Annotated in this window: 12 protein-coding genes and 6 tRNA genes; 15 read left to right on the top strand and 3 right to left on the bottom strand. The window is 57.0% G+C overall.

Annotated elements, in window-relative coordinates; translation table 11 throughout:
* Window positions 1-77: 77 nt before the first annotated feature.
* The 3 genes from yajC to secF are packed head-to-tail and all read left to right on the top strand — an operon-like array spanning window position 78 to window position 3,345.
* Window positions 78-422, top strand: a complete 345-nt coding sequence (yajC, locus tag FE795_RS03270) for a preprotein translocase subunit YajC (RefSeq protein WP_003803689.1) — start codon at window positions 78-80, stop codon at window positions 420-422.
* 60 nt (window positions 423-482) lie between these two features.
* Window positions 483-2,354: a protein translocase subunit SecD gene (secD, locus tag FE795_RS03265; RefSeq protein ID WP_003803690.1), complete on the top strand. Its 1,872-nt coding sequence runs from the start codon at window positions 483-485 to the stop codon at window positions 2,352-2,354.
* A 52-nt stretch (window positions 2,355-2,406) separates the two neighbouring features.
* Window positions 2,407-3,345, top strand: coding sequence for a protein translocase subunit SecF (gene secF, locus FE795_RS03260; RefSeq protein ID WP_003803691.1), 939 nt, complete (start codon window positions 2,407-2,409; stop codon window positions 3,343-3,345).
* Between the two features lie 599 nt (window positions 3,346-3,944).
* Here the strand turns inward: secF and map are convergent.
* Together map and FE795_RS03250 are read right to left on the bottom strand one after the other, a co-directional pair.
* A complete protein-coding gene (gene map, locus FE795_RS03255; protein ID WP_003803693.1) occupies window positions 3,945-4,712 on the bottom strand; it encodes a type I methionyl aminopeptidase in 768 nt (255 codons plus the stop codon).
* Window positions 4,709-4,930, bottom strand: coding sequence for a ParD-like family protein (locus FE795_RS03250; RefSeq protein ID WP_003803695.1), 222 nt, complete (start codon window positions 4,928-4,930; stop codon window positions 4,709-4,711). The genes map and FE795_RS03250 overlap by 4 nt, the downstream gene beginning before the upstream one ends.
* A 260-nt stretch (window positions 4,931-5,190) precedes the next feature.
* Between FE795_RS03250 and miaB the strand changes: the two genes are divergently transcribed.
* The 5 genes from miaB to lnt all read left to right on the top strand — a co-directional run bounded on the left by miaB (window position 5,191) and on the right by lnt (window position 10,694).
* The gene (miaB, locus tag FE795_RS03245) at window positions 5,191-6,591 is read left to right on the top strand and encodes a tRNA (N6-isopentenyl adenosine(37)-C2)-methylthiotransferase MiaB (RefSeq protein WP_003803697.1); all 1,401 of its coding nucleotides are present in this window, start codon (window positions 5,191-5,193) and stop codon (window positions 6,589-6,591) included.
* Window positions 6,592-6,594: 3 nt separating this feature from the next.
* On the top strand, window positions 6,595-7,590 hold the full coding sequence (locus FE795_RS03240; protein WP_003803699.1) for a PhoH family protein: 996 nt from the start codon (window positions 6,595-6,597) through the stop codon (window positions 7,588-7,590).
* Window positions 7,583-8,059 (top strand): rRNA maturation RNase YbeY, encoded by a 477-nt coding sequence (gene ybeY / locus FE795_RS03235; RefSeq protein ID WP_003803700.1) that lies wholly within the window; start codon window positions 7,583-7,585, stop codon window positions 8,057-8,059. Before FE795_RS03240 ends, ybeY begins: the two co-directional genes overlap by 8 nt.
* 147 nt (window positions 8,060-8,206) lie before the next feature.
* A complete protein-coding gene (locus FE795_RS03230; RefSeq protein ID WP_039943754.1) occupies window positions 8,207-9,088 on the top strand; it encodes an HlyC/CorC family transporter in 882 nt (293 codons plus the stop codon).
* A gap of 37 nt (window positions 9,089-9,125) precedes the next feature.
* The gene (gene lnt, locus FE795_RS03225; protein WP_219236096.1) at window positions 9,126-10,694 is read left to right on the top strand and encodes an apolipoprotein N-acyltransferase; all 1,569 of its coding nucleotides are present in this window, start codon (window positions 9,126-9,128) and stop codon (window positions 10,692-10,694) included.
* A gap of 58 nt (window positions 10,695-10,752) precedes the next feature.
* On the opposite strand, the gene FE795_RS03220 is transcribed toward lnt, so the two are convergent.
* Complete coding sequence (locus tag FE795_RS03220) at window positions 10,753-13,575, bottom strand: bifunctional diguanylate cyclase/phosphodiesterase (protein ID WP_059318665.1); 2,823 nt, start codon at window positions 13,573-13,575, stop codon at window positions 10,753-10,755.
* A 555-nt stretch (window positions 13,576-14,130) separates the two neighbouring features.
* Between FE795_RS03220 and FE795_RS03215 the strand changes: the two genes are divergently transcribed.
* The 7 genes from FE795_RS03215 to FE795_RS03185 all read left to right on the top strand — a co-directional run bounded on the left by FE795_RS03215 (window position 14,131) and on the right by FE795_RS03185 (window position 15,816).
* Window positions 14,131-14,206, top strand: a tRNA-Ala gene (locus tag FE795_RS03215).
* Between the two features lie 26 nt (window positions 14,207-14,232).
* Window positions 14,233-14,308 (top strand) — tRNA-Glu (locus tag FE795_RS03210).
* A 23-nt stretch (window positions 14,309-14,331) separates the two neighbouring features.
* Window positions 14,332-14,408 (top strand) — tRNA-Asp (locus FE795_RS03205).
* A gap of 125 nt (window positions 14,409-14,533) precedes the next feature.
* A tRNA-Ala gene (locus FE795_RS03200) sits at window positions 14,534-14,609 on the top strand.
* A gap of 25 nt (window positions 14,610-14,634) precedes the next feature.
* A tRNA-Glu gene (locus FE795_RS03195) sits at window positions 14,635-14,710 on the top strand.
* Window positions 14,711-14,733: 23 nt separating this feature from the next.
* Window positions 14,734-14,810, top strand: a tRNA-Asp gene (locus FE795_RS03190).
* Between the two features lie 394 nt (window positions 14,811-15,204).
* Window positions 15,205-15,816, top strand: a complete 612-nt coding sequence (locus FE795_RS03185) for a TetR/AcrR family transcriptional regulator (RefSeq protein ID WP_059318664.1) — start codon at window positions 15,205-15,207, stop codon at window positions 15,814-15,816.
* The last annotated feature ends 39 nt before the right edge of the window (window positions 15,817-15,855 follow it).

Here is a 15,855-nt window from a genome sequence, read left to right as displayed (position 1 = left end):
GATCCGGCAATAAAGTGCCGCTACAATACACCGTTAGTTTTTGACAACCCACACAAAAAAATCCTCAGGAGCCCCACATGTCCGCTGTTGACATTCTGACTCTCATCCCCGCCCAGGCAGCTGCCGGCGGCGAAAACGCCCTGATGGGCATGCTGCCCATCATCTTGATGTTTGTTGTGCTGTACTTCCTGATGATTCGTCCTCAGATGAAACGCCAGAAAGAGCACCGCAACCTGGTGTCCAACCTGGCCAAAGGCGACGAAGTCATCACCTCCGGCGGTCTGCTGGGCAAAGTCAGCAAAGTTCACGACAACTACCTGACCGTTGAAGTGGCCAACCTGACCGACAAACCCGTCGAAGTTCTGGTCCAACGCGTGGCCGTTACGACTGTTCTGCCCAAAGGCACCATCAAGTCGCTGTAATGCCTCCGACCCCGGACCTCGGTCCGGGGTTGCCATTTCTGCACCCGTCGTAGATATCCCATGAATCGTTATCCCCTCTGGAAATATGCCATCGTATTGGTCGCGCTGGCGATCGGCCTGATCTATACCTTGCCCAATCTGTTTGGTGAGTCTCCTGCTGTGCAGGTTTCCAGCGCCAAATCCACGGTCCGGCTTGAAACCAGCCTGATCACGCATGTTGAAGCGCTGCTCAAGCAGAACAATATCCCTACGACGGGCTCGTATTTTGAACAAAACGGACCCAGCGCCACAGCGCGTTTCCGTTTTGCGTCTACTGACGTCCAGCTCAAGGCCAAGGACCTGATCGAGCGCGAGCTGAACAAGGACTCTGCCGCGTCTGCTCCCGACTACACCGTCGCCCTGAACCTGGTGTCTGCCTCGCCCGCCTGGCTGACCGCGCTGGGCGCACACCCCATGCATCTGGGGCTGGACCTGCGTGGCGGCGTACACTTTCTGCTGCAGGTCGATATGCAAGGTGCCCTGACAGCCCGCTACGACTCCATGGTCGCGGACGCCCGCAGTGTGCTGCGTGAAGCCAAGGTACCGGTTGGCACTATTGAGCGTGAAGGCCAGTCCCTGCGCCTGAGCTTTGCTTCGGCTGACGAACGCGACCGCGCCCAGTCTGAGCTTCGTCGTGCCATCCCCGACCTGGCCTTTACCCCTGCGGGCGACAGCGGGCTGACGGCGCGGCTGACCGAGACCGCCACCATTCAAGTCCAGACAAACGCGCTCACACAAAACATCACCACCTTGCACAACCGGATCAACGAGCTGGGCGTGGCTGAACCAGTTATCCAGCAACAAGGTTCCGACCGCATCGTCGTCCAGTTGCCCGGCGTGCAGGATGTGGCCAAGGCCAAGGAAATCCTGGGCCGTACTGCCACGCTGGAATTGCGCATGGTGGAAGACTCCCCCGCTGCCGTTGCTGCCTTGAACTCGGGCACCGTGCCTTTTGGGCTGGAGCGTTATACCGAGCGCGGTGGCGCCCCCTTGCTGCTGCGTCGCCAGGTAATCCTGACAGGCGAAAACCTACAGGATGCCCAGCCCGGCCGCGACTCGCAGACCCAACAGCCCACTGTCAACCTGACGCTGGACAACAAGGGTTCACGGATCTTTCGCGATATTACCCGCAACAACATCAACAAACGCATGGCCATTGTGCTGTTTGAGAATGGCGTGGGTGAAGTGGTCACTGCCCCGGTTATCCGCAGCGAAATCCCCAACGGTCAGGTTCAGATCAGCGGCAGCATGAATGCCCAGGAAGCCGCTGACATTTCCCTGCTGCTGCGTGCCGGTTCACTGGCCGCGCCCATGAGCATCATCGAAGAGCGCACTATTGGCCCCAGCCTGGGTGCCGACAATATTCGCCAGGGCTTTAACGCCACGCTGTACGGCTTTATTGCGATTGCCATCTTCATCATGCTGTATTACCACCTGATCGGCCTGTTCTCGACCATTGGCCTGACCTTCAACGTGCTCTTGCTGCTGGCCGTGCTGTCCATGCTGCAGGCGACCCTGACCTTGCCGGGTATTGCCGCCATTGCCTTGACGCTGGGCATGGCCATTGACGCCAACGTCCTGATCAACGAGCGTATCCGCGAAGAACTGCGCAATGGTGCTTCCCCGCAACAGGCCATTCACCTGGGTTTTGATCGTGCCTGGGCCACGATCTTCGACTCCAACCTGACCAGCCTGATTGTGGGTGTCGCTTTGCTGGCCTTCGGTTCCGGCCCCATCCGCGGTTTTGCGGTTGTACACGTGATCGGTATTCTGACCTCCATGTTCTCTTCGGTGGTTGGGGTTCGTGCCCTGGTCAATCTCTGGTATGGCAACCGTCGTCGCCTGCAAGGGATTTCGATCGGCCAGGTCTGGAAGCCACAGGACAAGAAGTAAAGCGCCAGGGCCGGCGCAAGCCGGCCAGGCCCAACTACAGGCATAAAGCATCATGGAATTTTTTCGTATTCACCGCACTATCCCGTTCATGCGCCATGCACTGGTGCTGAACCTGATCAGTTTTCTGACGTTTATCGCAGCGGTTGTTTTTATTATCGTGCGCGGCTTTCACCTGTCCATCGAATTTACCGGTGGGACAGTCATGGAAGTGCATTATCAACAAACCGTACAGGTCGAAGATGTGCGCCGCTCGGTCCAGTCTCTGGGCTACACCGATTTCCAGGTACAGAACTTCGGCACCTCCCAGGACATCATGATCCGCCTGCCCATCCTGGATGGGCAGGATTCCACCCAGCAAAGCGAACAGGTCATCCAGGCACTGAAGCAGCAACACCCGGACGTAGAACTGCGTCGTGTGGAGTTCGTCGGGCCACAGGTGGGACAGGAGTTGCTGCATAACGGCTTGATGGCACTGGCCTTTGTGGTCGCCGGTATTTTGCTCTATCTGGGTTTCCGCTTTGAATGGAAGCTGGCACTGGCATGTGCCATTGCCAACTTGCACGACGTGGTCATCATCCTCGGCTTTTTCGCTTTCTTTCAATGGGAATTCTCGCTGTCGGTACTGGCCGGTGTGCTGGCGGTGCTGGGTTACTCCGTGAACGAATCCGTTGTGGTGATGGACCGTATCCGTGAAAACTTCCGCAAGCAGCGCAAGATGTCGGTAGCCGAGATTATCGACCTGTCCATTACCCAGAACATCTCGCGTACCATCATCACCCACGGTTCTACCCAGATGATGGTGCTGTCGATTTTCTTCTTCGGTGGCCCCACACTGCACAACTTCTCGCTGGCGCTAACCATCGGCATCTGGTTTGGTATCTACTCCTCCGTGTTCGTGGCTGCCGCTATTTCCATGTGGCTGGGCGTGAAACGTGAGGATCTGGTCAAGCCGATCAAGAAAGACGAAGGCGGCGAGGTTGTAGAAGGCTAAGTTGCTTCTTTAGTCGCTGTTAAAGAAAAGCCCGACATTAAAACAATGTCGGGCTTTTTTGTTTCTAAGGCTGCTAGATTGCAAGCAATAGGGTGGCAGCAACAAGCCTCTTTTTGTTTTCTTGGGGGACCCGAGCCGGTCGGCGGGGCGAGTCAGGCCGTTCGCCACAGGCAGTGCTCTGATGCGGGATGCAAGGGTCGTGCTGTTTGAGGAGCACGTTTGCGGTTTGTCCGGCGGACAAACTGCGCTCCGAGTTCACGACCCGCCCGCAGCAGAGCACTGACAAGGGGACCCGTGCACCGCACGGGCGAATGGCCCGCCAAGCTGACCGGCTCGGGTCCCCCAAGAAAACAAAGGCCTGCCACCCTATATTGATCTAAAGAGAGACCTCGGCACGACAGCTATACAGCGAGCAATACTGCGATGGCAATATGGCAGAACCTTACTGCTGTAGCGGCTCCAGCGCTGTCTAGAGCGAATCTCATTTCCATAAGGCTGATAGAGCTTGTCGCCGCCATTCTCAGCGCACACGCTGCAAGGATCGGGTAAGACACTACAAGCCGACAGTCGAGGGAACGAAATAAGCGCAGTCTACTTAATTAATGCGGGATGGTTTCATCCGGCCGCAGCGTCAATACACGCACACCACTTTCTGTCACAGCCACCGTGTGCTCAAACTGTGCCGACAGCAAGCCATCACAGGTACGTACGGTCCAGCCATCTTTCCCGGTTTGCACCGCATGACCGCCTTGATTGAGCATAGGTTCAATGGTGAACACCATGCCCTCCTTCAATCGCAAGCCTGTGCGCGGCGTACCCCAGTGCAGGACCTCGGGGGCTTCATGCATTTCTCGCCCGATGCCGTGCCCACAGTAATCGCGCACAACGGAGTAGCCGTTCGTGCGTGCGTATTGCGAGATGGCAAATCCCACATCACCCAAAGTCGCGCCCGGACGCACGGCTTGTATGCCTTTCCACATCGCCATATAGCAGGCATCGACCAGTTTTTGCGCAGCAGACGTAACCTGCCCCACCGTGTAGGTTTTGCTGGAATCCGCGATAAAGCCATTCTTCTCCAGGGTGATATCGAAGTTCACGATATCTCCCTCTTTCAACACATCCGCCGTGGACGGCATACCGTGACACACGACTTGATTGGGCGATGAGTTCAGAACATAGGCATAACCGTACTGCCCTTTGCTGGCGGGCCGGGCTTGCAGGTCCTGGACGATGTAGCTCTCGACCAGATCATTGACCTGCATGGTGTTCATGCCAATCAGATCCAACTGATCCAGACGCGTGAACACTTGCGCCAGCAAACGACCCGACTCGGCCATCAAGGCAATTTCGCCTGCCGTCTTGATCATGCGGGCTCCGTTTGTTCCAGGGGCACCGCAGGCTCACCCAAACCGACCGCCCTCATCTCTCGGGCAACGATGTCGTTAAAGCTCAAAGTGGGATTCAATTCGCACAGCAAACCCATACGTATCCAGAAGGCAGCCTGCGCGTTAATGGAGCGACACGAAACGGTGCTCGCCTTGCGCAACTGATCGTGTAACTCATCATCAATATTGACAATACCCATCACCCAACCTCTATATGAAACACATATGAATCATATATTCATAGAAAACCCTTTGCAAGAGGGCCGAGTTGAACGCGTCAGATACGGCCAGTTCACCCCTGTGGCGGCTTCCCATAAACGCACCTCTGAGGGGCGGCCTGCCCGCAACAAGTTGAACAAGAACAGTCCCTTGTTTGTGCCCCCTGTAAGACGGGGCGTTATAATGCTCGATTCTTCATTCTCAATGGCCCGCGGGATATACACCCGTCACGGCTTCTCTTATGACTGACACCACACACCCTAGCCCCGACACGGCGGACGCTGCCGCCAAACCTGCCCGCAAACTCTTCATTCGCACCTTTGGCTGCCAGATGAACGAGTACGACTCCGAAAAAATGGCTGATATCCTGAATCAGGATCGCCCCGTGGAGTTGACCACCAATCCCGAAGAAGCCGACATCATCCTGTTCAATACCTGTTCGGTACGCGAGAAGGCGCAGGAAAAGGTGTTCTCGGACCTGGGCCGGGTCCAGCACTTGAAGGCGCTGAATCCCGATCTGGTCATTGGCGTGGGTGGCTGTGTGGCCAGCCAGGAAGGTGACACGATTATTCGTCGCGCGCCTTACGTGGATGTGGTGTTTGGCCCCCAGACACTCCACCGCCTGCCCGAGCTGATCGTCAAGCGGCGCAACAGCGGCCGCTCGCAGGTGGACATCAGCTTTCCGGAAATCGAAAAATTCGACGCCCTGCCCCCCGCACGCGTGGAAGGCTATTCGGCCTTTGTGTCCATCATGGAAGGCTGCAGCAAGTACTGCAGCTTCTGTGTGGTGCCCTACACCCGCGGCCCCGAAGTCTCCCGTCCCTTTGACGACGTGCTGATGGAAGTGGCTGACCTGGCCGACCAGGGTGTGCGTGAAGTGACGCTGCTGGGCCAGAACGTGAACGCCTACCGTGGCCCTACCGACGTGGCGGGCGAAATTGCCGACTTCGCCATGCTGCTGGAATACGTACACGAGATTCCCGGTATCGAGCGCATTCGCTACACCACCTCTCACCCCAAGGAAATGACCTCGCGCCTGATCGCAGCCCATGGCAATCTGCCCAAGCTCGTGCCCTTCCTGCACCTGCCGGTGCAAGCAGGTAGCGACCGTATTCTGGCTGCCATGAAACGCGGCTACACTGCGCTGGAGTTCAAATCCATCGTGCGCCGCTTGCGCGAAGCCCGACCGGATATCGTCCTTTCCTCGGACTTCATCGTCGGCTTTCCCGGCGAGACAGAAGAGGATTTCCAGAAAACCCTGAAACTGATTCGCGATGTGAATTTCGACCAGTCCTTCTCGTTTGTCTACTCCCGTCGCCCTGGCACGCCTGCCGCCGACCTGGAAGACAACACCAGCAAAGAAGAAAAACTGGACCGTTTGCACCGCCTGCAAGCACTGGTGAACGAACAGGCCCAGGCCATCAGCCAGGCCATGGTCGGCAGCGTGCAGCGCATTCTGGTCGAAGGCACCTCACGCAAAGACGATTCGGAACTGAAAGGCCGTACCGAAAACAACCGCATCATCAACTTCCCGGGTGATCCTCGCCTGATCGGACAAATCGTGGATGTGCATGTCACCCAGGTACTGACCAACACATTGCGCGGAGAAATCGTGACCCATGACCGGGTTGCAGGAGCCTGATCTATGACTAGTCAACGCCGCCGCCTGCCCACTGCTGTGCGTCTGGATGGGGACAACACCCATCTGGCCAATCTGTGTGGCCCCTTGGACGAGAACATCAAGCAGATTGCTATTGCCTACGACGTCACGCTGCGTCGGCGTGGCAGCCATGTTTCGATTGAAGGCGCGCGTGCGGAACAGGCCGCCAAGGCCATTGATTGGTTTCATTCGCGCGCAGTGCATCGGGCGCTCAATATCGACGATATCCAACTGGGTCTGGTCGAGCTGGGCGCCAGCCGCAGCCACGAAAAGGAACCTGCGCCAGAGGCTTTGCCCGAGCTGCCTCCTGTGGGTCAGGACGACATTTCCCTGCGCACGGCCAAACGCGACCTGCGGCCACGTACCCCTGGTCAGCGCGAGTACCTGCGCAACATTCTGAACCACGACATCAACTTTGGCATCGGCCCGGCCGGTACCGGCAAAACCTGGCTGGCCGTGGCCTGCGCCATTGATGCACTGGAGCGCGAATCCGTCCATCGTCTGATTCTGACCCGGCCGGCAGTGGAAGCCGGTGAGCGGCTGGGGTTTTTGCCCGGCGATCTGGCCCAAAAGGTGGACCCGTATCTGCGCCCCCTGTACGACGCCCTGTACGACTTGATGGGCGTGGAAAAAGTGCAGCGCCTGTTTGAGAAGCAGACCATCGAGATCGCACCGCTGGCCTACATGCGCGGCCGCACGCTGAACCATGCTTTTGTGATTCTGGACGAAGCCCAGAACACCACGCCGGAACAGATGAAAATGTTCCTGACCCGTATCGGTTTTGGCAGCAAGGCCGTTATTACTGGTGACCCCACCCAGGTGGACTTGCCCAAAGGCCAGCGCAGTGGTTTGACCCATGCCGTCACGGTGCTGGAAAACGTGCAAGGTATTTCCTGCTCGCGCTTTAGCAGCCGTGATGTGGTGCGCCACCCCCTGGTTGCGCGAATTGTGGACGCATACGAACGAGCCGGTGATGCCTGATCTGTCCTTGAGCGTCCAGTACGCTGTTGAATGTCCCGAACTGAGCCGCTCCCGTATCCGCCGCTGGATGCAGCGCACCCTTGAGATGGCGGTCGAACGCATCCACCCCGAGGATCGCTTTACGGGTCTGTCTGCCACCTTGCGCATTGTGGGAGCCCAGGAAGGCCAAAGCCTGAACCTGAGCTACCGAGATCGCGACTACGCGACCAATGTGCTGACCTTTGAATATGGTCAGGACGAAGACGGCGTGGTCCATGGCGACATTGTGTTGTGTCTGCCCGTTCTGGAACGTGAAGCCCAGGAACAAGACAAACCCTTTTTGCATCATGCTGCTCATCTGGTTGTGCACGGCTGCCTGCATTCGCTGGGTTATGACCACCTCGAAGAAGACGAGGCCCAGGACATGGAAGCACTGGAAACAGCCGTGCTGGCCAGCTTTCGTATTCCTGATCCCTATCAGGAACGCTAGCGCGCGCTGTGCCGGCTTCGTGTGGCCGCCGATGACAAAACCGCATCAATACGCGCCGTGCTTCACGCCTTGCGAATGATGACAGGTCCATACCTTGTCATCGTTTTTCGGTTATGCTTAATTTTTCCTTAACTCGTCCTTCGGACAATGTCAGACTCTGCTACCGACCCTGAGCCCCGCCCTTCCAAGGCCAGCTCAAACAATCCTATCTCTCGCTTAAGTGCTTTTTTCAATCGGCGTCACGAGCCCGAAGACCGAGAAGACCTTAAGTCTGTCCTGGTTGCGGCCCACGCTCGCAAAGTCATCGACGACGAATCGCTCTCCATGATCGCTGGAACGCTGGATATGGCCAACAAGACGGTGGCCGATATCATGGTGCCGCGCTCCAAGATCGATATGCTGGACATCGCCAAGCCCTTGACCGAGATGCTGCCCATCATTATTGAAACGGGCCACAGCCGCTTCCCCATCTATGAGACGGAACGCGACAACATCATCGGTATATTGCTGGCTAAAGACTTGCTGCTGTCCATTGCCAACCCCACACTGGATCTGCGGCCGCTGATCCGCCCTGCCGTGTTCATTCCTGAAACCAAACGCCTGAATGTGCTGCTGCATGAGTTCCGTGGCAGCCGCAATCACCTGGCCGTCGTCATTGACGAACATGGCGGCACCGCCGGGCTGGTCACGATGGAAGACGTGCTGGAACAAATTGTCGGCGACATCGAGGACGAATACGATGAAGACGCCGAACAGACCATTTTCCAGGCAGGCCCTGACAGTTGGCGGGTCATGGCCCTGACCGAAATCCCCGATTTCAACGAAGCGTTCCATACCAATCTGCCCAACGACGACTTTGATACCGTGGGTGGCTGGCTGGCATCCGAACTGGGGCACATCCCTCGCCGGGGCGATGTCGCCCAGCTTGACGGCATCAGCATCACCGTCGTGCGTGCCGATGCGAAACGAGCCCTTTGGCTGCACGTTCAGCGAGCCACACCCGCCGAGCCCCATCTTGAACAATCCTGATTCCAAACCTGTCCCCCAGGCGCTGCGCGTCGCGTTAATGCTGGCTCTGGGGGGCTTGCATGCCCTGTCCTTTTCGATAGGCCCGCTGCCCTCCTGGATTCTGCCGTTTTATCAGATCACCCTGCTAGCCATAGCCTGTTCGCAGATCATGGCAGCGCAGTCGTTACGACAAGCTTTCGGACGCAGCTATTGGTTTGGTCTGGGCAACTTTGCCGTCGGCGTGTATTGGCTCTACATCAGCATGCACCAGTATGGCGGGATGCCATCCTGGCTGGCGGCCCTGGGGGTCTTGCTGCTGGCAGCTGCACTGGCCCTTTTCCCCGCCCTGGCTGCGGCCGTGTGGCAAAAGCTGCGTCCCAAACACAATAGTGATGCCTGGCTACCACGACTGCTATTGTCCGCGGGGTTTGCAAGCTGCTGGGCGCTGAGCGAATGGCTGCGGGGCACGCTACTGACCGGCTTCCCCTGGCTGAACATCGGCTACGCCCATGCGGAAGGCATGTTTACCGGCTGGGCTCCACTTGTCGGCGTCTATGGTCTGGCCTGGCTGTCCGCCTTCAGTGCCGCGGTCATCGCCCAGTTTGCCGCCTCCAAAGACAAAAACCAGAGCCCTTCTAGTGCCATTGGTATTGGCATCGCCATGGTTTTCGGCCTGATCGGCATCAGTTTGCCGCATATCGCCTGGGTTAAACCTCAGGGTGATCCGTTCATCGCCCGGCTGGTGCAAGGCAATGTCGACCAGAGCGCCAAGTTTGGCCCCGCGATGGGCGAGGGCATAGAACGCTATTACGACTTGGCCAATCTGGACGCCAAATCCCCCGAGGACGCGCCGCGTCTGATTGTCCTGCCCGAGACCGTCATCCCGGTTTTGCAGAACCGTCTGGAAACCAGCTTCTGGTTGCGCTGGACAGAACTGGCCCAACGTCATCAAGCCAATCTGGTGCTGGGCGTACCCATGGATCGCGGTACGGTCGATGGCAAACTCAGCTATACCAACAGTGCCTTGCTGATCACCCCCCAAACCCAGCCTCAGGACATCATCAACAGCACTGCTGCCTACTACGACAAACACCATCTCGTGCCCTTTGGCGAATTCATCCCCGCCGGCTTTCGGTGGTTCGTGGACATGATGAATATCCCCTTGGGTGACTTTCACCGGGGCGCCCTGCCACAAGCTCCTTTCCAGCTGCCAGAAGGTCGTGTCGCGGCCAATATCTGCTATGAAGACGTTTTTGGTGAAGAGATCATCCAGGCCGTCCAGGGCCGCCCTGGTCAGCAGGGGGCGAGCGTGCTGCTAAATATCAGCAATCTGGGCTGGTTCGGGAACTCCTGGGCCTTGAGCCAGCATTTGCAGATCTCGCGCATGCGAGCCTTGGAAACAGGACGTCCCATGCTGCGCGCGACCAACACCGGCATGACGGCTGCCATTGATCCGTATGGACGGATTCGCGCCGTGCTGCCGCCCTTGACACCGGGCGTACTGGATGTGGAAGTACAGGGCACCACTGGCCTGACACCCTACGTAAAATACGGCAACCTGCCCTTTCTGATCTGGGCCAGCCTCTTGCTGATTATGTTTGCCTGGCGCGCTCGCCGCTCATCCTGAGCACCGGGGGTGCGGCACGCCGACATGTCCAGCGACCGCGTCGCCTGAACAGACCTTCTTACTGCAACGCCTGGGGACCCACGGGATACAGACCCGCGGCAAATCCCCCTGCATGGTCCCGATTCCAGGTCTTGCACCAATCCACAAACTCGTCTGCCGGGATCGGCGTCGAGCACAAATAGCCCTGCATGTAATCGCAGCCGGCGTGGTTGAGCAAGTCCAGCTGCTCGTGGCTGGTCACTCCTTCTGCCACGACGCGCAAACCCAGTTTTTGCGCCATGACGATCATGGCCTGGGTCAGGACCAGATCCTCGCTGCTCAGCGCCAAATTACGGATATAACACTGATCAATCTTGAGCACATTGATGGAAAAGCGCTTCAAATGGGACAGAGAGGAATAGCCTGTGCCGAAATCATCCAGCGCCACACTCATGCCATATTCACGCAAGGAGCGCAGCTGCTGCAAGGCCTGCCCCTGATCATCGAGCAACAGACGCTCCGTAATTTCCACCACCAGCGCATCGCCCGGAATGCCCTGGGTTTGCAGATACTCCACCCATTCCCGCGCACAAGAACCATTGAGCTTGAACTGCGCGGGTGACACGTTCAGGCTGACCCGGAAACTGGGGTCCAACTCGTGGCGCAGCCTGACCGCCGCCTGGGCAGCCGTCTCGAATACCCATTCTCCGATCAAGACAATCAGCCCGGAGTCTTCGGAAAAAGGAATGAACTCCGAAGGCGGCACCAGACCGAGCTGAGGATGCTCCCAACGAATCAAGGCTTCAGCGCGGGTGACCTGTCCCGTACGCATATCCACAATAGGCTGGTAATAGAGCTGAAACTGCTTTTCGCTCAAGGCCTTTTGCAGATCCTGGGAGAAACGAAGGCGAGCCTCCACCGCTTCGCTCATGGCAGGTAAAAAACGGCAGTATTGGTTGCGACCACACGCTTTGGCCGCATACATGGCCATGTCCGCATTTTTCAAAAGCTGACCGGCATCGTCCCCATCCTCGGGGAACAAGGTGATACCCACGCTGGCAGAGACAGACACTGAGTTCTTGCCCAGCTGGAAAGGCTCCTCAATCGTGTCCAGCAAACAGCGACAGGTACGTTCCACAATCGATGCATCACTGATATCGGACAAAATGACAGTGAACTCGTCGCCACCAATTCGCGCTACCGTATCTGTCACCCGCACACAGCGTTGCAGGCGTTGGGCCACTTCCTGCAAGAGCACGTCTCCTTTCTCATGCCCCAGGGAATCGTTCACATCCTTGAAGAAGTCCAGGTCCATAAAGATCAGGGCGAAGGGCAAACCAGTACGGCGGGATTGCTCGCGAGCCTGTTGCAAACGATCCTGGAACATCTGCCGGTTGGGCAAGCCTGTCAAATGATCGTAATGCGCCTGCCGCCACATCTGGGCCTCACGCTTTTTATGGCTGGTGATGTCCGTAAACAGGCCGATGTGACGATACACCGTGCCGTCGGGGTTCCACGCAGTACTGATCGTCAGACGCTCGGCAAAATCCTCCCCGTTCTTGCGACGGTTCCAGATGTCCCCCTGCCAACGCCCCGTTTCTGAAATCTCGCGCCACATCTTGCGATAGAACTCGCGATCTTGACGACCGGAATTCAGGAGCGACAAGCTGCGTCCGCGAACTTCATCGAGCTCATAGCCCGTGATGCGGCTAAAGGCCGGATTGGCATCGACCACGTGGCCAAAGCGGTCGGTAACCACAATGGCTTCGCAGGTGTTCTCATAGACTACCGCCGCCAAGCGGCCCGTCACCTCATTACGCACCCGCGTGGTGATGTCCTGCACCACCGCCACCATGGCCGTACGGCCATTCAGCCGAATGGGGATGGCACAGATCTCTACATCAATGGATTTGCCATCATGGCGCAATGCCCGTGTTTCATAACGCAAACTGCTGCCGCCTGAACGCGAATCGGGCACCGTATGAGTCAGGGACGGAAATCGTGGAGACAGGAAAATCTGATCCACCGTGAACTCCTGACGCAATTGCGCGCGACTATATCCCAATGTTTCCGCCAACTTTTTATTAACAAAATCAAAGCGGCCGTCGCGGCTCACGTAAATACCCAATAAAGGGTTGTGACTTACGCTGCGGCATATGGCGTTGAGCTGCGATAAATTGCGCTGCTGAATGGAGAGCTGGGCATCCCGCTGTTGAATCTGCAACCCGCAGTCATTCAGAATCTGCGACAAATAGCGCGTTTCATCCGTACCGGAACTGATGCTTTTTGTGCGGTAATGCCCCTGGGTAAAGGCCTTTCCCTGGGCGAGCAGTTGCCTCAAGGGCGTGGCCACCCAGGCGCGCAACATAAAGTAAGAGAGAAACAGCGCCAACGCATCGAGCGCCAGCATGAAAAACACCGTCCAGCGGTGCTGGGAGCGAGTACGTTCACGCAGAACGTCAAAAGCGTCCAGCAATTGCTGCGTGTTATGCCGGAACAGGGAATCTTCGGCATTCAGACTGGCAGCGGGTAAAAGCACCTGCTCCGAGCTGACCGGAAAATCCAGGCGCATCAGCCGCCGCTGCCACTCATTGCTCAACTGCGAGACCAGTCCCAGCAAGGGTTTGTCCAGCGGCACGAGAACCACACCATCGACCATGCCTCCCTCGCGAAGCAACTGCACGACAGACTGAAACTGCTGGTCGAGCTGACGCAAACGGGCCGGGGTGGAGCTGGATGGCGCGGCCAGCGCCACGGAATAACTGATATCCGACAGTTGTCGCAAAAGGCCACTGCTGGCCTGCAAGCGGATATCTGCCTGATTCTGCTTGTAAATGACCGTAACCGTCGCGGAAATCAATAACAGCCAAACCAGCAGCACCCAAATCAGCAAAGCACGCAAACTGATTCGTCTTTGTGCATCCACTGGAACAGGCAGAGGTGATGATATGCACTGCTTTGCTGACATAGCGCCATTAAATAGAAAATGCAGGCTCAGAGATCGGCCTACAAAACGTAATGATTGCAGGTGAAATGTTACTCATCGAAGCATAACATCATTAGATTACCGAGCAGCGCAAATTTCTTATAGAGCCTTCATTTATGCGCCTAAGAGGGGATTCCCCCCCCGCGCAAGGGACAAAAAAACGACGTGAAGTCGAGAAACGATTTACGTCTATTGACTCATATATGAAATGTTATGACACAAAGAAGATACAAAACACCGCTTGAAATAAAAAGATACGGATGGGAGCAAGTCGCACTCGCCCCGGTTTCCCGTGCCTGCCTCTTGTGTCCATCTCGCCCCTTCCTACCCGCGTTCGTCTTGCCTTAGCCCCCTGTCTTGAAGTTTTTTTGCTTTATTTTTCTTTTTTCTCTCAAAAGACTTGCACAAAGACAAAAACATCTTCATAATCTCAATTCTTCGTTGGTGGTCAACAAAAAAGAACACCGAAATGGGGGTATAGCTCAGCTGGGAGAGCGCTTGCATGGCATGCAAGAGGTCAGCGGTTCGATCCCGCTTACCTCCACCAAAAAACGAAGATTAGCTGTAAGTCCTGTCCCCTTCGTCTAGAGGCCTAGGACACCACCCTTTCACGGTGGGTACAGGGGTTCGAATCCCCTAGGGGACGCCAAAGCTTTTGCTTGGCACCGCTGCGGAGCGGTAGTTCAGTTGGTTAGAATACCGGCCTGTCACGCCGGGGGTCGCGGGTTCGAGCCCCGTCCGCTCCGCCAAAAGATTTTATGAATCAGTCCCGGACTGGTTCTAGCAGTTTGAAGTGGCAAGCCTCGTCAAGCCTGACACTTATTTCGATACTTTAGTTTTTTGGCACAGTCAAAAAATGAAGTAAAGAAAAATTGGGGGTATAGCTCAGCTGGGAGAGCGCTTGCATGGCATGCAAGAGGTCAGCGGTTCGATCCCGCTTACCTCCACCAAAACGACGGTTTAGTTGTAAGTCCTGTCCCCTTCGTCTAGAGGCCTAGGACACCACCCTTTCACGGTGGGTACAGGGGTTCGAATCCCCTAGGGGACGCCAAAGCTTTTGCTTGGCACCGCTGCGGAGCGGTAGTTCAGTTGGTTAGAATACCGGCCTGTCACGCCGGGGGTCGCGGGTTCGAGCCCCGTCCGCTCCGCCAAAAATTCCAAAAAGCCTGATAGATTTCGATCTGTCAGGCTTTTTTCTTTACTGCTGCAAAACCCATGGCAGGCTTTTATAAAGGCCTGCCTTTCCAGGCACGCCGCAACCCAGCGCCCCGAGTCAAACCATGGTCGCGCTCCGCTCCTCCAAGGCCACCCCGTCCATCGGGCTCTCCTACCGGTACCATGCCCCCCCCCCTGATAGTCCCAGCCCCCTTTCCAGGAAATGAGGCGTGGCCCAGGGCTCACGCCAGTTGCAAGCGAGCTGCCTGCGCAGGCCTGTGGCTTGCTAGTGCTCTTGCATTGCTCCCTATTCAAATCAGCAATTGTCTTGCTCCCGCTCTCCGGGGAAGTTAATGTATTGCATTATCGTTACTTCAATATTCAAGAGTCATGCCTGTCAGCACCCTGGGCCAGCGTGGCCCGACCGAACACCATCGCCGCGAACAGATCATCGAGCAGGCCAACAGGCATTTCCGGCTCTATGGTTATCGCAAAACCTCGGTCGCGAGTCTGGCCAAATCAATCGGCGTCTCCAGCGCTTACCTGTATCGCTTCTTCGACTCCAAGCAGGCTATCGGCCAGGCCATTTGCCACTCGGTGCTGCATGGCATGCATCAGCAGCTGCAGCAGATTGTCGACAGTGACCTCCCTCCCATCGAGCGGCTGCGCCACTTTATCGAAACCGCCTGCCAGCTAAGCCTGGAGCTGTTCCTGCAAGAAGGGCGCATGCAGGAAGTCGTGATCGAGGCCCTGCAAAACAACTGGCCCACTGTCGATCAGCACAGGCAGGATCTGCTGGCACAAATCACGGCACTGGTACGCGCAGGCCGGGAAAGCGGAGACTTCGAGCGGCGTACCCCGCTGGACGAAGTGGTTCAGGGCATTTTGTTTGCACTCACAGCCTGTCTGCATCCCGTGCTGCTGGAGATACATCCGGCCGAAAAAACGCGTCAGGGTTTGCTGGTGGTAACTCCCCTGATTTTGCGCAGCCTGATGCCCTGACCTACCTCCCGAGTTACAGTTCAACCAACTATTTACTTA

The sequence above is a fragment of the Alcaligenes ammonioxydans genome, assembly GCF_019343455.1.
GTDB classification, from domain to species: Bacteria; Pseudomonadota; Gammaproteobacteria; order Burkholderiales; family Burkholderiaceae_B; genus Alcaligenes; species Alcaligenes ammonioxydans.
The sequence above is the reverse complement of the archived record's forward strand: the minus strand, read 5'-3'. Positions and strand labels throughout refer to the sequence as shown.

Bases quoted from the DNA above. Each gene is read 5' to 3' on its own strand.
- secF (WP_003803691.1), top strand. From the start codon at position 2,407: ATGGAATTTTTTCGTATTCACCGCACTATCCCGTTCATGCGCCATGCA.
- map (WP_003803693.1), bottom strand. From the start codon at position 4,712: ATGATCAAGACGGCAGGCGAAATTGCCTTGATGGCCGAGTCGGGTCGT.
- FE795_RS03230 (WP_039943754.1), top strand. From the start codon at position 8,207: ATGTCAGACTCTGCTACCGACCCTGAGCCCCGCCCTTCCAAGGCCAGC.
- ybeY (WP_003803700.1), top strand. From the start codon at position 7,583: ATGCCTGATCTGTCCTTGAGCGTCCAGTACGCTGTTGAATGTCCCGAA.
- yajC (WP_003803689.1), top strand. From the start codon at position 78: ATGTCCGCTGTTGACATTCTGACTCTCATCCCCGCCCAGGCAGCTGCC.
- secD (WP_003803690.1), top strand. From the start codon at position 483: ATGAATCGTTATCCCCTCTGGAAATATGCCATCGTATTGGTCGCGCTG.
- miaB (WP_003803697.1), top strand. From the start codon at position 5,191: ATGACTGACACCACACACCCTAGCCCCGACACGGCGGACGCTGCCGCC.
- FE795_RS03240 (WP_003803699.1), top strand. From the start codon at position 6,595: ATGACTAGTCAACGCCGCCGCCTGCCCACTGCTGTGCGTCTGGATGGG.
- FE795_RS03250 (WP_003803695.1), bottom strand. From the start codon at position 4,930: ATGGGTATTGTCAATATTGATGATGAGTTACACGATCAGTTGCGCAAG.
- lnt (WP_219236096.1), top strand. From the start codon at position 9,126: ATGCTGGCTCTGGGGGGCTTGCATGCCCTGTCCTTTTCGATAGGCCCG.
- FE795_RS03185 (WP_059318664.1), top strand. From the start codon at position 15,205: ATGCCTGTCAGCACCCTGGGCCAGCGTGGCCCGACCGAACACCATCGC.